The sequence below is a fragment of the Paenibacillus sp. FSL H7-0735 genome, assembly GCF_038008505.1.
Lineage (GTDB): Bacteria > Bacillota > Bacilli > Paenibacillales > Paenibacillaceae > Paenibacillus_AQ > Paenibacillus_AQ odorifer.
Genome location: NZ_JBBOZH010000001.1, coordinates 4,583,673 through 4,600,432, shown reverse-complemented (window position 1 = coordinate 4,600,432; position 16,760 = coordinate 4,583,673). Strand labels below are relative to the sequence as shown.

15 protein-coding genes and 1 pseudogene are annotated in these 16,760 nt (G+C 41.6%); 14 read left to right on the top strand and 2 right to left on the bottom strand.

Features of this window, described 5'->3' with window-relative positions:
* Nucleotides 1-21 precede the first annotated feature (21 nt).
* The 9 genes from NSS82_RS20925 to NSS82_RS20885 all read left to right on the top strand — a co-directional run bounded on the left by NSS82_RS20925 (nucleotide 22) and on the right by NSS82_RS20885 (nucleotide 10,031).
* Nucleotides 22-1,476 (top strand): ABC transporter substrate-binding protein, encoded by a 1,455-nt coding sequence (locus NSS82_RS20925; RefSeq protein ID WP_036688723.1) that lies wholly within the window; start codon nucleotides 22-24, stop codon nucleotides 1,474-1,476.
* 104 nt (nucleotides 1,477-1,580) lie between these two features.
* On the top strand, nucleotides 1,581-2,483 hold the full coding sequence (locus tag NSS82_RS20920) for a carbohydrate ABC transporter permease (protein WP_036688721.1): 903 nt from the start codon (nucleotides 1,581-1,583) through the stop codon (nucleotides 2,481-2,483).
* 18 nt (nucleotides 2,484-2,501) lie between these two features.
* The gene (locus NSS82_RS20915; RefSeq protein WP_036688719.1) at nucleotides 2,502-3,362 is read left to right on the top strand and encodes a carbohydrate ABC transporter permease; all 861 of its coding nucleotides are present in this window, start codon (nucleotides 2,502-2,504) and stop codon (nucleotides 3,360-3,362) included.
* Nucleotides 3,362-4,582, top strand: coding sequence for an anhydro-N-acetylmuramic acid kinase (locus NSS82_RS20910; protein ID WP_076106430.1), 1,221 nt, complete (start codon nucleotides 3,362-3,364; stop codon nucleotides 4,580-4,582). The genes NSS82_RS20915 and NSS82_RS20910 overlap by 1 nt, the downstream gene beginning before the upstream one ends.
* Complete coding sequence (locus NSS82_RS20905; protein WP_256715534.1) at nucleotides 4,583-5,554, top strand: GNAT family N-acetyltransferase; 972 nt, start codon at nucleotides 4,583-4,585, stop codon at nucleotides 5,552-5,554.
* A 2-nt stretch (nucleotides 5,555-5,556) separates the two neighbouring features.
* Nucleotides 5,557-6,264, top strand: a complete 708-nt coding sequence (locus tag NSS82_RS20900) for a PIG-L deacetylase family protein (protein WP_076106428.1) — start codon at nucleotides 5,557-5,559, stop codon at nucleotides 6,262-6,264.
* A gap of 98 nt (nucleotides 6,265-6,362) precedes the next feature.
* Nucleotides 6,363-7,505 (top strand): exo-beta-N-acetylmuramidase NamZ family protein, encoded by a 1,143-nt coding sequence (locus NSS82_RS20895; RefSeq protein ID WP_076100310.1) that lies wholly within the window; start codon nucleotides 6,363-6,365, stop codon nucleotides 7,503-7,505.
* Nucleotides 7,506-7,522: 17 nt separating this feature from the next.
* Nucleotides 7,523-9,085: a glycoside hydrolase family 3 protein gene (locus tag NSS82_RS20890; RefSeq protein WP_076106426.1), complete on the top strand. Its 1,563-nt coding sequence runs from the start codon at nucleotides 7,523-7,525 to the stop codon at nucleotides 9,083-9,085.
* Between the two features lie 28 nt (nucleotides 9,086-9,113).
* The gene (locus NSS82_RS20885) at nucleotides 9,114-10,031 is read left to right on the top strand and encodes an N-acetylglucosamine kinase (RefSeq protein WP_076100313.1); all 918 of its coding nucleotides are present in this window, start codon (nucleotides 9,114-9,116) and stop codon (nucleotides 10,029-10,031) included.
* 96 nt (nucleotides 10,032-10,127) lie between these two features.
* Here the strand turns inward: NSS82_RS20885 and NSS82_RS20880 are convergent, their stop codons facing one another.
* Nucleotides 10,128-11,336, bottom strand: a complete 1,209-nt coding sequence (locus NSS82_RS20880; protein WP_076100315.1) for a GNAT family N-acetyltransferase — start codon at nucleotides 11,334-11,336, stop codon at nucleotides 10,128-10,130.
* Between the two features lie 236 nt (nucleotides 11,337-11,572).
* Here NSS82_RS20880 and NSS82_RS20875 point away from each other — a divergent pair.
* The 4 genes and pseudogenes from NSS82_RS20875 to NSS82_RS20860 form a co-directional block, all read left to right on the top strand.
* Nucleotides 11,573-11,707 (top strand): annotated as a pseudogene (locus NSS82_RS20875) (PTS transporter subunit EIIC); the annotation flags it as partial.
* Nucleotides 11,708-11,791: 84 nt separating this feature from the next.
* A complete protein-coding gene (locus tag NSS82_RS20870) occupies nucleotides 11,792-11,986 on the top strand; it encodes a hypothetical protein (protein ID WP_249267671.1) in 195 nt (64 codons plus the stop codon).
* A 406-nt stretch (nucleotides 11,987-12,392) separates the two neighbouring features.
* Nucleotides 12,393-13,481, top strand: a complete 1,089-nt coding sequence (locus NSS82_RS20865) for a DUF1648 domain-containing protein (protein WP_076106424.1) — start codon at nucleotides 12,393-12,395, stop codon at nucleotides 13,479-13,481.
* A gap of 211 nt (nucleotides 13,482-13,692) precedes the next feature.
* Nucleotides 13,693-14,682, top strand: a complete 990-nt coding sequence (locus tag NSS82_RS20860) for an aldo/keto reductase family protein (protein ID WP_036688702.1) — start codon at nucleotides 13,693-13,695, stop codon at nucleotides 14,680-14,682.
* 8 nt (nucleotides 14,683-14,690) lie between these two features.
* Here NSS82_RS20860 and NSS82_RS20855 read toward each other — a convergent pair whose 3' ends face one another.
* Nucleotides 14,691-15,590 (bottom strand): LysR family transcriptional regulator, encoded by a 900-nt coding sequence (locus NSS82_RS20855; RefSeq protein WP_036688700.1) that lies wholly within the window; start codon nucleotides 15,588-15,590, stop codon nucleotides 14,691-14,693.
* A gap of 177 nt (nucleotides 15,591-15,767) precedes the next feature.
* Here NSS82_RS20855 and NSS82_RS20850 point away from each other — a divergent pair, with 177 nt between their 5' ends.
* Complete coding sequence (locus NSS82_RS20850) at nucleotides 15,768-16,601, top strand: sugar phosphate isomerase/epimerase family protein (protein WP_076106422.1); 834 nt, start codon at nucleotides 15,768-15,770, stop codon at nucleotides 16,599-16,601.
* The last annotated feature ends 159 nt before the right edge of the window (nucleotides 16,602-16,760 follow it).

Here is a 16,760-nt window from a genome sequence, read left to right as displayed (position 1 = left end):
TAATTGAGGAGGCTGTTTTCGATGAAAAAAAGATCACGTGGATTAACTCTGTTTTTGTCAGGAATCATGATGGTATCACTATTATCGGCTTGCGGAGGAAACGGAAATAACGCTCCAGCTTCTACAGATTCCGGTAACACAGGAACTAGTAACGGTGGTTCTGAGCCTAAAAAGGATACGATTACAGCACTTTTACCTCCGATATCAGCGAACTATCAAACACGTTTTGCTGATATGGAAAAAGAATTTAATACACTACATCCTAACTTGACTTTGAAAATCGAGCCAGCGAGCTGGGAAGATATGACGCAAAAACTTGATACTCAAGTAAATGCAGGTTCTCCTCCAGATATTGCTTTTATCGGTGCTTCAGGAATTTCGAAATATGCAGCACTTAATGTACTAATCGACCTTAACGGTGCCCTTTCTGATGAAGCCAAGGCAGATTATGACGAAGTTCCATTGAAATATTTCCAACTAGGTGACGCTCAATACGGCCTACCAGCGTATATGGAAATCCACACTATCGGTGGTAACAAACAATTCCTTGAAGAAGCCGGAATTGATTGGAAAAGCATTCAACAAAACGGTTGGACTTATGAAGAGTTCCGTAATGCAATTTCTAAAGGCGTAGTGAAAAATGATAAAGGTGAAACTACTCGTTATGGTTTCGTGTTCGCAACATCTGGTGTAGCATCTAAAGACTATCTAGCTATTCTTGCTAAAACTGCTGGTTTACCAGATTACTTCGATAAAGATCTTAAATATACGTATACAAGCAAAAACTTCTTGGGGCTACTTACATCTATTCGCGAAATGATCAACGATGGTTCTATGCCTAAAGAGCTAAGCTCTATCGATGCTGGTAAACGGTGGAACATGTTCCTAACGGGTCAAACGATGATCACAGGTAAAGGTTTATCTGCATTTGAAAACTCTGCTCGTCTAAACAATGAGAAGATTAAAGCGAACGATGGTTCAGCTGTTGCAGATTCTATTGAAGTTGATTATATTTCACTTCCAGTCCCAACATTCAACGGTGCCGATTATGTCCCTACTTCAATCGTTGATGGTTATATCGCACTTCGTGGTAAAAAAGCTCCATCTGAAGAGCACATCAAAAATATTGCCCTAGCAACGAATTTCTTGTCTTCTGGTTCAATTGCTGCTAACTACAGTAATGAGCTGTTCTTATCACCAATTACTGAATCTGCACGTAATGCAGAAGTACTTGAAAAATTCCCTCGTAACGAAGATAACGTTGCTGCAGGTAAAGCTATGATGGCAAAAGCGCTTCCGGCTCGTACAGATATTCCTACTGATCTGGCTGCTGAAGCATTAAAAATTGAAACAGAAGTTATTATTCCTAAACTACAAGCCTTACTTGCAAATGAGATTGCTCCACAAGAAATGTATGATGCAGTTAAAGCAGCTGCAATTAAATCTTTCGGTAAAGATGGTATTGTAGTTGACTAGTCTGTCGTAGGCTGACATGTGAAAGCTGTGCGTAGCTAGAACGTACAGCTTTCCTTCTAAATTAGCTAGAGCTTGTACTGTTTTTAGAAGAGAGGTGCGACCCAATGAATCAAACGTTGACTAAAAGAAAAAAATTGAAACTCGAAAGTGACTCAGGTTGGGGATACGCGTTTATCGCAGTAGCACTTATTGCGTTTTCTTTATTTACCGCATATCCAGTCATCAATGCTTTTATTATCAGCTTACAAAAATATGGTCCATTAGGATCCACTTTTGTCGGCGTGGATAACTTCGTTAACTCTTTTTCAGATGAACTTTTCTGGAAAGCGCTGAAAAATACGTTAGTATATACGCTATTAACTGTTCCGTTTAATATTCTTCTATCATTTTTAATTTCAATTTTGATTATTCCTTTCAAGAAAAAAACACAAACGATCTTTAAAGCACTATATTACTTGCCAGCCGTAGCATCTGGTGTAGCGCTTTCTGTTGTGTGGCTGTGGATCTTCGATCCGTTAAAATCAGGTATTGCCAATAAGCTCGTGAGTTTTTTAGGTATTGAAAATCAAAACTGGCTTGGTTCCAGTGCAACTGCAATGTTCTCACTTGTATTAATGTCATGGTTATCAAGTCATGGTACAGCAATTATTATTTATATAGCCGCATTACTCGCTATTGATAACAGCTATTATGAAGCAGCTGAAATTGATGGCGCGTCTTTCCTGCAAAAGCTTTGGTTTATCGTTGTCCCTTTCCTTAAGCCAACAACGCTATTCCTACTTGTTACTGGTGTTATCGGTTCCTTCCAAGTATTCCAAAACGCTTATCTTATGACAGGCGGTGGACCAGACCATGCAACAACAATGGTAGGTTTGTTAATCTTTAACAATGCGTTCACATATTTTGAGTTTGGTGAGGCAGCGGCACAATCATTAGTTCTAGCAGCGATTATCGGATTTATCTCATTCCTTCAATTCAAGTTTATAGGTAAAGATGTAGAATACTAGGAAAAGGAGCAGAATACTATGGGTTTGTACAACAATAGCTTAAGAAGCAAAGGGTATCTGTTTATACGTAATGGTGCAAACATTACGTTCCTTATCCTATTTGCCGCAGCTACCATATTCCCGATATACTTTATGGTCATCTCCTCGTTCGGTGATCCGGTAGAAGCTGGTGCAATGAGCTATTCTATCCTACCATCGAAGATTTCATTTGAATCTTATAAATTCTTCTTTAACTTCAGCCCACATACATGGGACTGGTTATTGAACTCCTTTATAGTGGCAGCGTGTATCACGGTATCTAACGTATTTTTTGCTACACTTGCTGGATATGCTTTTGCAAAAATGAAATTTAAAGGGAAAAACATTTTGTTCGCTATTTTGCTGGGATCTATGATGATTCCTGTTCAAGTCACTCAGGTTCCACTATATATTTTGATCGTAAACATTTTTGAATTACAAAATACGTACACAGCGTTGATTATGCCGAGCATAGTAACGGTATACAATATCTTCTTGGTTAAGCAGTTCATGTCCTCCATTCCAGGTGAAATTATTGAATCTGCTAAAATCGAAGGTTGTTCCCAGCCTAAAATCTTCTGGTATATCATTATGCCTCTATCTAAAACAATTATGGCAGTACTAGCAATCCTAACGTTCATGGCGGCATGGAATGACTTTTTCTGGCCGTTCCTAGTAACGAATACGATGGATATGCAAACCATTCAGGTCGGCTTGAAAAACTTTCGCTTTGCGAATACAACTTACTTTGCACCGATGATGGCGGGGGCAACCATTTCAGCAGTTCCAATGTTTATTTTGTTCTTCAGTTTACAAAAATACTTCCTTGAAGGGGTAACAGTTGGAGCGGTGAAAGGTTAATGGACAAACAATCAAAAGTTGATGCAACATACTTAGTTGGCTTGATGTCAGGTACATCAGTAGATGGTATTGATGCAGCAGTAGTTAAGCTTTTCCCATCAGCCGAAAAAGAGCATGGAGTAGAGATTGAATTACTGGCTTTTGAAAACACACCTTTTGAGGTGCAAGTTAGAAACTCCATATTTGAGCTTTTTGATCCCGCTAGCGCTACGATTGATAAGGTTGGCGCAATGAATATGTGGCTTGGCGAATTATACGCCCAAGCCACATTATCCGTTATAGGGAAATGCGGCCTTTCGCCTTCGCAAATATTCGCAGTAGGTTCGCATGGTCAAACAATCTATCATGCTCCGGAAGAGAATGTTATGGGCGGCTATAATCTGCATTGTACTGTTCAGATTGGGGATGGTGCAGTTATCGCCAATCGCACAGGAATTCCTTGCGTATCAGACTTTCGAGTTGCTGACATGGCAATGGGTGGACAAGGAGCTCCGTTAGTACCATTTACCGAATACTTATTGTTTAACAATCCAGAGAAAACAATTCTGATGCAAAATATTGGCGGAATAGGCAATGTGACTGTTTTGCCTGTAAATGCCTCACCGGATGAGGTATTTGCTTTTGATACGGGTCCTGGAAATATGATTATCGATGGCCTTGTATTGCAATTATTTGCACCTATGACCATGGATGTTGATGGCGAAATTGGTGCGGGCGGTCAAGTGATTGATGAGCTATTGAAATGGATGCAGCAGGATAAATATTATAAGATGCCGTTACCAAAATCGACAGGCAGAGAACGGTTTGGCCAACAATACGTGGCACAAATTATTGAAATGATGAAGGTTAATCACTGGAAAGCGGAAGATGTTGTTGCAACAGCTACGTACTTAACTGCCTGGAGCATCGTCGATAGCTATGAACGGTATATTGCACCGCAGCATCAGGCTGAGCAATTGTTAATTGGCGGCGGTGGAAGCTATAACAAGACGCTTTTGCGTGATTTACAACACTTATTTGCACCGCATAACGTGCAGGTGCTGACGCAGGAGGATATCGGTGGTAATAGTGATGCTAAGGAAGCAATTGCTTTTGCTCTGCTAGCGTATTACACGATGGAGCGCTTACCAAACAATATCCCGCTAGTAACTGGAGCTTCACAGCCAGTAGTAATGGGCAAAATTTCCTGGCCCTATATTGGACGTTCACAGGAGGCTTAAATGATGCAAATCAGACCCTTTTCAATTGAAGATCACTCTGCAGTTGTAGAGCTTTGGAATCGTGAGGCTACAAAATATGATTATAAGCCATTTACAGAGCGAGAGTTTCAAGATACATTCATCGACCATCCTTATTTTGACGCTGACTGTATATGGGTAGGCTGTGACGAAAAAGGGATTGTTGGTTTTGCAGCTGGCTGCTGCGGTGACGATCTCCCTCTTGGAGATGTGGCGGGTTATATTACGAGTGTTATTATAGATACCCATGTGGCTTCTCTGGAGCTTTACGATGCTTTTCTATTGCGTTTAGAAAAAAGATTCCAAGAACTTGGGAAAAGACAAGCGGATGTATTGTTTTTCAACCCTGTTAAGCTGAAGTGGAGTATACCAAGTGCACCTCAGCATGAGCATAATAATGCCCCGGGCATCAGTAAGGACCAGCCATTATATGAAGCTTTAATTGCTAGAGGCTACGAAGATCGAGCGAGGCAATGCGGCATGTATTTAAAACTCGGAAGCTTTATAGTTCCCGAAGATATTTTAGATAAGGAAACCAATGCAAATAGCAAGGACTATTACATTACTTCCTATGTCCCTGATTTACATACAGGGCTTGAAGCAACGCTTGCTGCCCTGCAAAATCCGCAGTGGAAGAAGGATGTTGTTACTTATGTGAAGGTTGGCGCACCACTTGTAGTAGCTGTGTACGGCAACGAGGTTGTGGGCTTTGCGGGTCCAATTATTTCGCAGCCTGATGGAAGAGCATTTTTTTGCGGTATCGGAGTGCACCCAGAGCATGAGGGGAATGGCCTTGGCAGTGTATTATTTTTCAGAATGGTTGAAGCTTTTCAAAATGTGGGCTGTCAATATATCTCTCTATTCACTGGAAATAATAATCCGGCTCTTCGAATCTATCAAAAAGCGGGCTTTACTATTGAAAAACAATTTTCTTTATTGCGGAGGGAACTTTAAAGATGAGCGAAAAATTCACAGTATTAGCAATTGGAGCGCATGTTGGTGATGTGGAGCTAGCTTCTGGTGGTGTGCTCGCTAGTCATAGTTTAAAGGGAGATCGCATTGTGACACTAGCGTTAACTGCGGGTGAACGAGGGGTCCCGGCAGGACAGGATATGAAGGAATATCGTCAGCAAAAAGTGAAAGAGGCACAGGTTTTTGCGGATATGCTAGGCGGTGAAGCCATTGTATTCGATGATTATTGTGACGGAGAGTTGCCTGACAATCAAGAAATTCGTATGGAGGTTTGTGATGTAATTCGTCGCGTGAAGCCTAACATTATTATTACACACTGGAAAAACAGTATGCATAAGGACCATGCGCTAACGCATCATATCGTAAATGATGCCCGTTTCTTCGCAAGTCTATCATCCTTTGAACGAGCGCTCCCCGCGCACTTTGCAGCAAGATTATATTACTCCGAAAACTGGGAGGATGCGGTTGATTATGTCCCTTACGTATATGTGGATTTCGATCAAGCGGCATTTGATCTATGGATAGATGCTTTAAGCAAGCATTGGTTTGTGACGAATAGCAAATCTTTCAAATACATGGATTATTATAAAGCACTAGCAGTTGTTCGCGGCTGTGAAGCAAGAAAGACATATGCAGAAGCATTTATGGTGCCAGCTGAAACGGTGAAGGTTAGGCAGTCTAGTCTTTGGTAACTATTCAACTAGCTAAGAGGGAGTGTTTCTATGTATAGCAGGAAACATTCCCTTGTTCTATCCATTTATGCGAAAAAGCAGCTAGGAGGCAGCTTCATATGGTGTTAAATGGGATTGATTCTATAACGAATTATCGTTATTTGTTCGAAGGTAAGCGCGTAGGATTGATTACAGCGCCGACAGGTCTTACGAAGGATTTTGCATCAACGATTACTATATTACATGAAAATTTTAATCTTGCTGCGATGTTTTCACCTGAGCATGGCGTTCGCGGAGATTTGGATGCAGGGGCAGTAGTAGACACTTACATGGATCCTTTTACGAATGTTCCAGTCTATAGCTTGTACCGTAAAGACTCCAAGCGTTTAACAAAAGAAATGCTGAATGAAGTAGACATCATTGTATACGATATTCAAGATGTTGGTGTACGCTATTACACATTTATTTATACGATGCTATATGCACTTGAAGATTGTGCAAATGCAGGTGTGGAATTTGTTGTTCTTGATCGTGTTAATCCGCTTAACGGGGTAACGGTAGAAGGGAATGTCTTGAAGCCCGGCTTCAAATCATTTGTTGGAAATTACGAGCTAGCCGTGCGATACGGCTTAACAGCAGGTGAGGTAGCAACGATGGCAAATGATCAAATGAATTGGAATGCATCGCTGCATGTCGTTCGTTTGGAAGGCTGGGAACGGAGCATGTCCTTCCCGGATACAGGATTAACTTGGGTTCATCCTTCACTTGGAATGCCACGATATGAAACAGCGTTATTATATACAGGAACATGTTTATTTGAAGGCACGAACTGCTCGGAAGGACGAGGCACAACGTTCCCGTTTGAAATGATTGGTGCTCCGTTCATTCAAGCGCAGCAATTGGCAGATGAGATGAATGCAAAAGGTATCCCGGGTGTGCTTTTTCGTCCAGTTTATTTCAAGCCAACGTCATCTAAACATTGTGGCGAGCTATGCGGCGGGGTACAAATTTACATTACAGATCTCCAAGTGCTGAGGCCTTTAGAAGTTGGGGTAACCTTATTATTTACGATAAGAGATTTGTACGAGCAATTTTCATTCCTGCCTCCTGTGAAGGAGGGCTCTCGCCCATTTATCGATTTGCTGGGGGGAGACAGCATGTATCGTACGGAAAATATGCAAGCCAAGCAGCTGCTTGAACAGTTTGCAGCGGAAAGCAAGCAATTTGCAGAAATAACACAGCAGTATCATTTATATCGCTAGAGGAAGGTGAATAATTGATGAGAACAATAGAACATATGAGCTTGCGCGAAAAGATTGGACAAATGTTCGTAACAGGCTTCCCTTCAACCGAGATCACTCCTGAGCTGAAGGAAGTTATTGAGCATTATAAAGTGGGCAATATTATTTTATTCTCACATAATATCGACAATAAATATCAATTAGGCCAGCTTGTTACTGAGCTGCAGCAATGGTACACGACACATACTGGTATCCCGGGTTTTATTACGATCGACCAAGAAGGCGGTCGAGTCACTCGTATGCCTAAAGACGCGACCAATGTTGCTGGAGCCATGGCAATTGCTTCTTCAGGACGACCTGAAAATGCGTATGCAGCAGGCAGAATGACTGCCAGAGAATTGAAAGCATTAGGTATTAATTTTAATCTAGCTCCAGTTATGGACGTTAACAATAATGCATTGAATCCAGTCATAAATGTTCGTTCATATGGTGATTCTGTTGCAACAGTATCCCAGTATGGAATTCAAATGATGAAGGGATTGCTCGATGGAGGCGTCATGTCCTCACTTAAGCATTTTCCAGGTCATGGTGATACAAATGTCGATTCACATATTGGCTTGCCTAGCATTGAAAAAACACTTGAGGAATTAGAGCAGCTTGAGCTGCTGCCGTTTAAGGCAGCAATTGAGCAAGGAGCTCAAGCGATTATGAGTGCACATATTTTATTTCCGAAAATTGAAAAATCCGGTGTGCCCGGAACTATGTCTCATACCATTATTACAGAGATATTAAAAGGAAAATTAGGATATAAAGGGTTAGTTGTATCGGATTGTTTAGAAATGGACGCGATCAAACGATACTATGGTACGGCAAAAGGAGCGTTAGGAGCTGTTAAAGCAGGTATTGATTTGGTATTCATTAGTCATACTCCTGAGACAGTGAAGGAAGCGATTCATTTGATCGAAGAAGCTGTAGCCACCGGTGACTTGGATGAAGCGCTAATTGATGCAGCTGTTACAAAAATTTTAGCTTATAAAGCACAATATGCGACGATTGAGGAGCTAGATTATGAACTAGTTGGCTGCGATGTACATCGCCGAGCAAATGAGCTAATGCGTACGGAAACGATCTGCCTCATTAAAGGTGAGCTCCAGCCCATTCATACCGGTGACGAGCAAGTGTTATTTATGGGTTCCTATTCATACCGCACCGATCTTGCGTCCAGCAGCTTGAATCAAGCTCTTAGCTTTCCGCAATATATGGGGGAGCATTTTAATACAGCTTATGAGATTATCGACATTGACCCGAGTGAGGAGCAAATCAACGCTGCGCTGCCAAAGGTACAAGGCTACAAGCATATTGTTATCGGCTTGTTTAATGCGCGTGAAAACAAAGGTCAGCTTGCGCTTGTTCAGAAGCTGCTGGCAGCAGGCTGCAAAGTAACGGCCATTACATTAGGTCGCCCGTATGATTTACCGTTAATCGAAGGCGAGTTCTGCGGAATTGCGGCATTTGAGTATACACTTGATGCATTCAAATCACTCCTTCCAATCCTAAATGGTGAGGTTGTACCCACCGCCAAGATTACGATACAGATGTAGATAAAAAGTACAACAAGGGGACATAGGTATGGCATTTATCGTTGGAATTGATGGGGGTGGCACGAAAACAGCTGTCACCATTACGCATGACCAGGAAGACTCTTTATTCACCTTTACTGTAGGGCCTATTAATTATAACGGTGGTGATGCTGATGCTATTGCCGCTTCCTTTGAGAAAATTTTTAGTCAAATGAAGCTCTACTGCAGTAATTTACAAGAAGTTGCTCATATATGTATAGGTGCGGCAGGAATAAGTAATCCGCTGGTCATCAATTTTTTGGAGCAGCATGTGAGAAATAACGGTTATATCGGGCCATTAACGATTACTGGCGATCAAGAAACCGCATTATACGGGGCACAAAATGCGATGCAAGGCATCATTCTCATTGCCGGTACAGGATCGATTTGCTTTGGGGTCAATGAAAAAGGAGAGCAGCATCGCACAGGAGGTTTTGGTCATCTGATTGATGACGAGGGAAGCGGTTATAGTATTGGGCGCGATCTATTATCCGGATTAGTTCAAGTGGAGGACGGAAGAATAACCGATACGGTCATCCCAGCGATGGTATATGAGCAGCTTGGATTAAGCACTGTGAAAGAGATTATTGGCTTTGTTTATGATAAAAATACGACGAAAAAAGATATTGCGCAGCTCGCACCGATTATGACGACCGCATGCGAGAAGGGCGATGCACATGCAATAGCGTTAGCGGAGAAATGTGCAGCCAATCTATATGAGCTTGTTGTGCCTGTTATTGAACGGCTTAAGCTATATGAAAGTCCGATTGCGATTGCAGGAAGTGTGCTGCAAAAGTCTCGCTTTGTGAAAGAAGCCTTGGAGCGAAAGCTCGCACAGAGCTACCCGCAAACAAAGTTGATTTTGCCGATTAAGGATGCAGCCTACGGTGCTGTCCTGTTAGGAAGATCAAAAAAGAACAACGACTAGTTTTTGTCGCTATGGAAAAATAAGGGTGTGTCATAAGTCCGAGCAGTTGGACTTGCGACACACCCTTATTTTAAAATGGTAGGAATCAAAAATGGCTTAAAATTTATCAGTCAAATAAAACACGGCTTGTTGTTTCGGAAATAGAGCTTGAAGGATGTTAGCGTGCTCAGTACTGTCCTTTGCTGCGCCTGCTTCATTATAGCCGAACATGATATAAGTCATTAGCTCGCGTTCATCTACTTCTATTGAAGTATAGGGATTGGTATGATTACTAGCATCGGAAACAGAAAGCTGCTTTTGCTTATAATCCAAGTAGATACAGTCCTCATTACTGCGAAGTGCAATATGCAGCTCCTGGTCTGCAATTATGTTGCTACGGTTTAGGCGATCTTCTAATTCAGGCTGAAGCTTATGGAAAGTTGAACTGAGATTGATCATTTTCCACATCGCCATATTGATTTGAATTGAATTAGCTTGATGCTGTTGGTAATAGGAATATAGCTTATGGTCCTCTGGGAGCATCGCTAATATTTGCTTTGCATTTTGACGCAGCTGACATAAGGCATGAAACAAAGCTTCAACGCCGTTTTCGGCTTCGTTCAAATACAATAATTCATTAATAAATACTTGTTCAGTATCTTTCTTTTCAATGATGCCATAAGCGACGATTTTTCCATTTCTGCGAAGGAGCAAGCAGTCAACTTTCTTCCATTCCGGCCAGGTCAATAAATCATTCCAATACGTTCTACTTCGGATCACGGTGTAGGTACGATTCTTATTGAATTGTTCATAGATGAAACGGATATCATCGAGATAACAGGCTTCAAAAGGAATGATTTCATCACTGTTTTGCTGCTGCTCCAAACTTGCTGGTTTTTCAATTGCGAAAGCAGTCTCCGGAATAAGTCTCCAGCCAGCCTTTTCATAAAACGCATGCTTGCTAGCCAAAAGCAAGCTTATATCATAATCGGTTTCTTTCATATAGTTGGTCTGCGCATGAAGAATTTTGTGTGCAAGCCCCAGCCCGCGGTAATTTAGATCTGTACCGACACTCCCCATTGCACCTGTTTTCAAGATCGCTTGACCGACTCTAATATGAAACGGGAAAATTTGTACATTGGATGCAATCTTACCGTCTACCATCGCAAACCATGTTGTATCTGGATCATATGTGGTGTCGAGGTCTAATCTTTCTTGGAAAAAAGCTCGGCCTACGGAAAAGCATTCATCTAAAATATCGTAAATCTTTTCAAGCTGCTCTCTAGTTGGATGGTTCATTACGATGATGTTTGGTGTCGTCGTCATCTTTCATTTCCTCCTGCGCCGTAATGTTGGGATAAATTTAATAAATGAAAAAAAACGGTTTTTTTTTTTTGAAATTTAATTTCTTAACTTATAGTTTAATGTTGAAAAAAAAATTCGTCAATAATGGAACGTGTGGAATCATAGAAGTGATACAAAATTTAGATTGCTCAATATAGTCTAAATGAGTATTAGGAAAATAGCGACTTCGGCTGAGCAATTACAAAGCACAAAGCGCACAAATGAAGGCGCAGCTTAAAAAGAAGAATGATAAACCGTTCAAGAAATTTTTGCGAAAAATCGGAAATATTTTCATACCATTGATTCCTGCATTTGTTGGAGCGGGTTTAATTGCGGGGAAGTATGATTTCGCAAATTGAGCTAGACTTAAATGAATTGCCAGAATCAGAGAAAAAGTAGCGGAGTACATTCTTGCAAATGCTAAAGAAGTGCTGCATATGACCATACATGAGTTAGCGACAAAAGCGGAGGCAAGCAGTGCGGCGGTTGTTCGTTTTTGCAGGTCGCTAGGAATAGATGGTTTCCCTGCACTGAAAATCCGATTATCAGCGGAAGTAGAAAATACGCCGTATGTTGGCTATTTTGATGTTGAATCGAATGAAACGGTGCATTCTATCATTGATAGTGGATGAAATGAAGCGTCCTATTTATCGAGCGATTGTAGAGAAATATCTTAATGGAACAAACCTGAGCAAGTACTATATTAAGCATGGAAGGACTTATTTATACTCTGACGAAGTAATCCGCACCATTGCAGATACGAGGCGAGTCCTTTACCTACACAGAATTTCAAACAGATGTACTTGCCATAATTCAGTTGTCAGATGAGTAGCTCTGCGTAGCGAAAAACTGGATAAATTGTTAATTTCACCCCTATATTCACTAAAATCGATTATAATAAAATTTATGTTCAAGCCGATTACCTATCCTAAGTTAATAGGATAATCATACGCAAAAAGGCATAGTGATGAATCGCCTATGCTATAAGGGTTATAGAGTTTTCAAATACACACTTATGTATAAGAGGAGGCGAATGATATGACGATAATGCCTGTTATAGTAATGATCTTAGTATTTGTACCTGCCATTGTACTCATGGTAAGCATGCCTTATTTAACAAGAGAGACGATTAGTTTTGGGGTCACCGTCAGCCCTGTACAATTCCATAGTGAGCCTCTGCGCCAGATGCGGAAGTCATATGCTAGGATTAGTGCTACCTTACATACCATCCTATTCATTATTTGTATCCTCTGTCTAATATACGGTGATGAACATTCCAAGCAACCAAGTTGGATCATTGTCACTTATTCACTCGCCATGGTCGTAATCTCCCTAGTCATAAACATTAGCTATTATTTCAAAATGAAAAGTTTACTACCTATGCTGCCTATTGCTCTGGAACCATCGATCATGGCAGTGGACACTGGATTTCGGAAAAGAAACATTGGCTTGTCTAATAAATGGTTCCTCATTCATGTTTTAATTATTGTTGTTACTATTGTAAATGTGCTACGCAACTACGATCTGATTCCTGATCAGATTCCGATCCATTACAACAGCAGTTGGAACGTAGACGGCTATGCAGCTAAATCTTATAGTTCTGTGTTTATGCCTACGATCATGCAAGTGTTCATAACACTTTTGTTCATATTTGAGAATTGGAGTATTCGCAGAGTGAAGCAGCAGGTTCAACCCAATGATCCTAACCGTTCCATCAGACAAGACGCAACTTACCGCCGTACTTGGTCATATTTTATGCTTACAGCAAGCTTCTTAATAGTTATCCTGTTTTCCGTCGTGCAACTAAATATGATATCTCAGCTTAACATGAATTTCGCTATCCCTATTATCCTAATCATAATAGCCCTTATCATCCTATACGCCTTGGCCTTAACGTTCTGGGCTGGTCAGGGTGAAAGCCGCTTGGAGCGATCTGCCAATAGCTCCAATGTCAGACCTGTCCATGATGATGATAAATGGCTATTAGGTATGATTTATTTCAATAGCAAAGATCCAAACCTAATCGTCAAAAAAAGGCTCGGAGTCGGCTGGGGATTAAATTTCGGTCACCCAGTAAGCTGGCTGTTTTGGCTCGGAATTATTGTACTGTTAGTTGTGGTGCGGTAACAAGGCTTGGAGGTTAATACTCACCGGAGTATTGGCGAAGGTAGAGTTTCGAAACAGAATATTTACCGAGAAAAACGCCTAAAGGGCGTTTTTTTATTATCTTTAAGTGTCTCAGTAATATCTATTTTGAATTAAACTGCATATTAAAGAGTATTTCTCGTATTAATATCTCTTTGTTACAATCAGATTGTTATCTAAAGGAGGGTATAAAATGAACTATCGCAAATTAGGAACTAGTGGCTTACATCTAAGTGAGATTGCTTATGGTAATTGGATTACACATGGTGCTCAAGTGGACAATGATACTGCCCATGCTTGTGTTCGCGCTGCATTGGATGTAGGGATCACAACATTTGATACTGCAGATGTATATTCCGATACGAAAGCTGAGATGGTGCTGGGCCAAGCATTAAAAGGAGTGCACAGAGCTGATATCGAATTGTGTACCAAGGTGTGCCATCCCACAGGGACGGGGCGTAACGCAAGAGGTCTGTCTCGCAAGCATATTATGGAGGCGTGCCATGCTTCACTGAACAGATTACAGACCGATTATATTGATATCTATTATGCGCATCGCTTTGACGCAACAGTATCCCTTGAAGAGACCTTTTTGGCTTTTTCGGATCTGGTGCGTCAAGGTAAGATTCTCTATGTCGGGATAAGTGAGTGGACGGCGGATCAGATAGCAGAAGGTGCTAGTTTGGCGAGGGAATTGAAGGTGCCATTGGTGGCTAGTCAACCTCAATATTCGATGTTATGGCGTGTGATGGAGACGGAGGTAGTTCAAGCTTGTGAGCGGGAAGGGATTGGACAGGTGGTCTGGTCACCGCTTGCTCAAGGGATTCTTTCAGGTAAATATATGCCAGGGCAACCATTGCCAGAGGGTTCTCGTGCTTCAACCGCTGCGGGCTCACCATTTATGAATAAATTGGCGGGTCAGTGGCTTCGGACTGAGGTGCTTGAGGCGGTCTCGAATCTCTCTTCCATCGCCAGTGAAGTTGGGTTGACGCTTCCGCAGTTGGCTATAGCATGGGTGTTGCAAAATACACAAGTCTCCTCTGCAATTATTGGGGCATCCAAGCCTGAGCAGGTTATAGAAAATGCCAGAGCTGCGGGAGTTCGTCTGGATAGGGAAGTAATGTTGGAAATCGATAGGGTGCTAGAAGGACTCGTTGAACGTGATCCTAGAAAAACGGGCTGAATATTATATTATTCACCATTAATAGCTTCTGAACTCATTTGTCCTATGATCTCTAGTAACGCGGATAAGGAGGCACGATCGCAATCGGTTCTCCAAGCGGCATAAAGGGGAATCGATGGTGTGCTTTCTTCAAAGGGACGAAATGCGACACCTTCACGCTGAAAAATAGCAACTGAAGAGGGCACAATGGAAACTCCAAGATTAGCAGCTACCAAATTTACAATGGTGTACATCTGAATGGCTTCCTGTACAACATTCGGATACATGTCGTGTTGGGCGCAGAAGCTCATAATGAGGTCATGAAAAGGAGCTCCTAAATGACGCGGGAACGATATAAACGGCTCTAAAGCTAAAGAGCGAATGGATAACACCGGTAATTGAGATAGGTGATGCTGCTCTGGCAAAACGGCAATAAGCGATTCATTGACTAAGGGACGATGGCCGATATGTTTGCCCGACTCTGTATAACGTACAAATCCAATGTGAATCGTTCCTTCATGTAAAGCCTGCCATTGCTGAGCAGACGTCATCTCATGTAATCTGAGTTGTACTTGTGGATAACGTTCCCGAAACATTTTTAACATATTAACCAATACTCCACCAGCTGCAGAATCTATAAATCCAATGTTCAAATGTCCGATAATTCCTTGATCGACTAATTGTGTTGTTTTAATAGAGCGTTCCAGTTGAGATAAAATGGATTTAGCCTCCTCTAGAAATACTGCCCCCGCTGGCGTGAGACGAACTTGTCTTTTGTTCCGTTCTAATAGTTTCACACCAATCTCATTCTCCAGAGCTTGAATTTGCTGGCTTAAGGGAGGCTGCGTCATATTTAGCTTCTCTGCTGCACGGTTAAAATGAAGTTCCTCTGCTACTGCGATAAAGTATTGTAACTTTTTTATGTCCATACTGTTCAATCTCCCTTGAAATGCTTCTTCAAGCAAGTATAAGGATCTTTAAAGAAAAATGAAAGGAATGACATGTCCTCTGAGGTGTTTTATTCGAGTGCCAAATGCGCTAGACTTGGAATGGGTAACCAGAACAATGATGTACTGTTTGATTGGTCATAAAGGGGGAGAACGACGATGATAAGAGGATTAACAACAGCAGGTTTGGGTGAGATTAGTTCCAATGAAGAATACATCAGACTTGCGAGCCAATTCGGGTTTCGGTCCATAGACGTCAATCCATTAGAGTTGGTACAGCAATATGGCAAGGATGGGGCAGTTCAATTGTTGGAAAGTCATGGCGTCATGCTAGGATCTTTTGGTTTGGAGGTAGATTGGCGCACGACAGAGGATAGCTTTAGGGAGAGTCTGAAATCGCTTACCCAGATGGCTGAGGCCGCTGCTGACTTAAAGTGCACCACATGCTGCACATATATTTTACCTTCGACTGATCTTCCGGTCGCACCGTTTATGATTGCAGCCACTAGACGTTTAAGACTATGTGCAGAAATATTAGGCGCTTATGGTATTTCGATAGCCTTAGAGTTCGTTGGCCCTCATCACTTACGTACACAATGGGCAAATCCGCTGATCTGGACGATGCATGATACGTTGAACTGGATAGACACCATTCAAGTGAGAAATATCGGCTTGTTGCTGGATTCCTATCATTGGCATACAAATGGATTAACAAGTGAGGATCTGCTGAAATTACAACCGCATCAAATCGCGTATGTCCATATCAATGATGCTAAACCTCTGCCCATAGAAGAATTGCTTGATTTTGATCGATTGTATCCAGGGGAAGGGGCTATTGATCTTACAGGCTTCCTGGGAAGCCTTACAAAGATCGGGTATACCGGCGTTATCGCCCAAGAAGTGCTGGCACCAGCCTCCGCACACAGTTCATCTGAATTATTTTCCCGTTCCAAAGCAGGTTTCGATAAAGTATTCTCATTGCTAGAAATCTAAACACATCGAACCCTACATTAGAAGAAGCGTTAAGGAAGAAATCAACTATCTGCTCTATGGGATAGTTGATTTTTTTCCTCTAAACATAGGATTACATACGTCTATAGGCCTCTTAATATAGTATAATCATACTGTATTGCACAAAGTTGGAGATAGGGA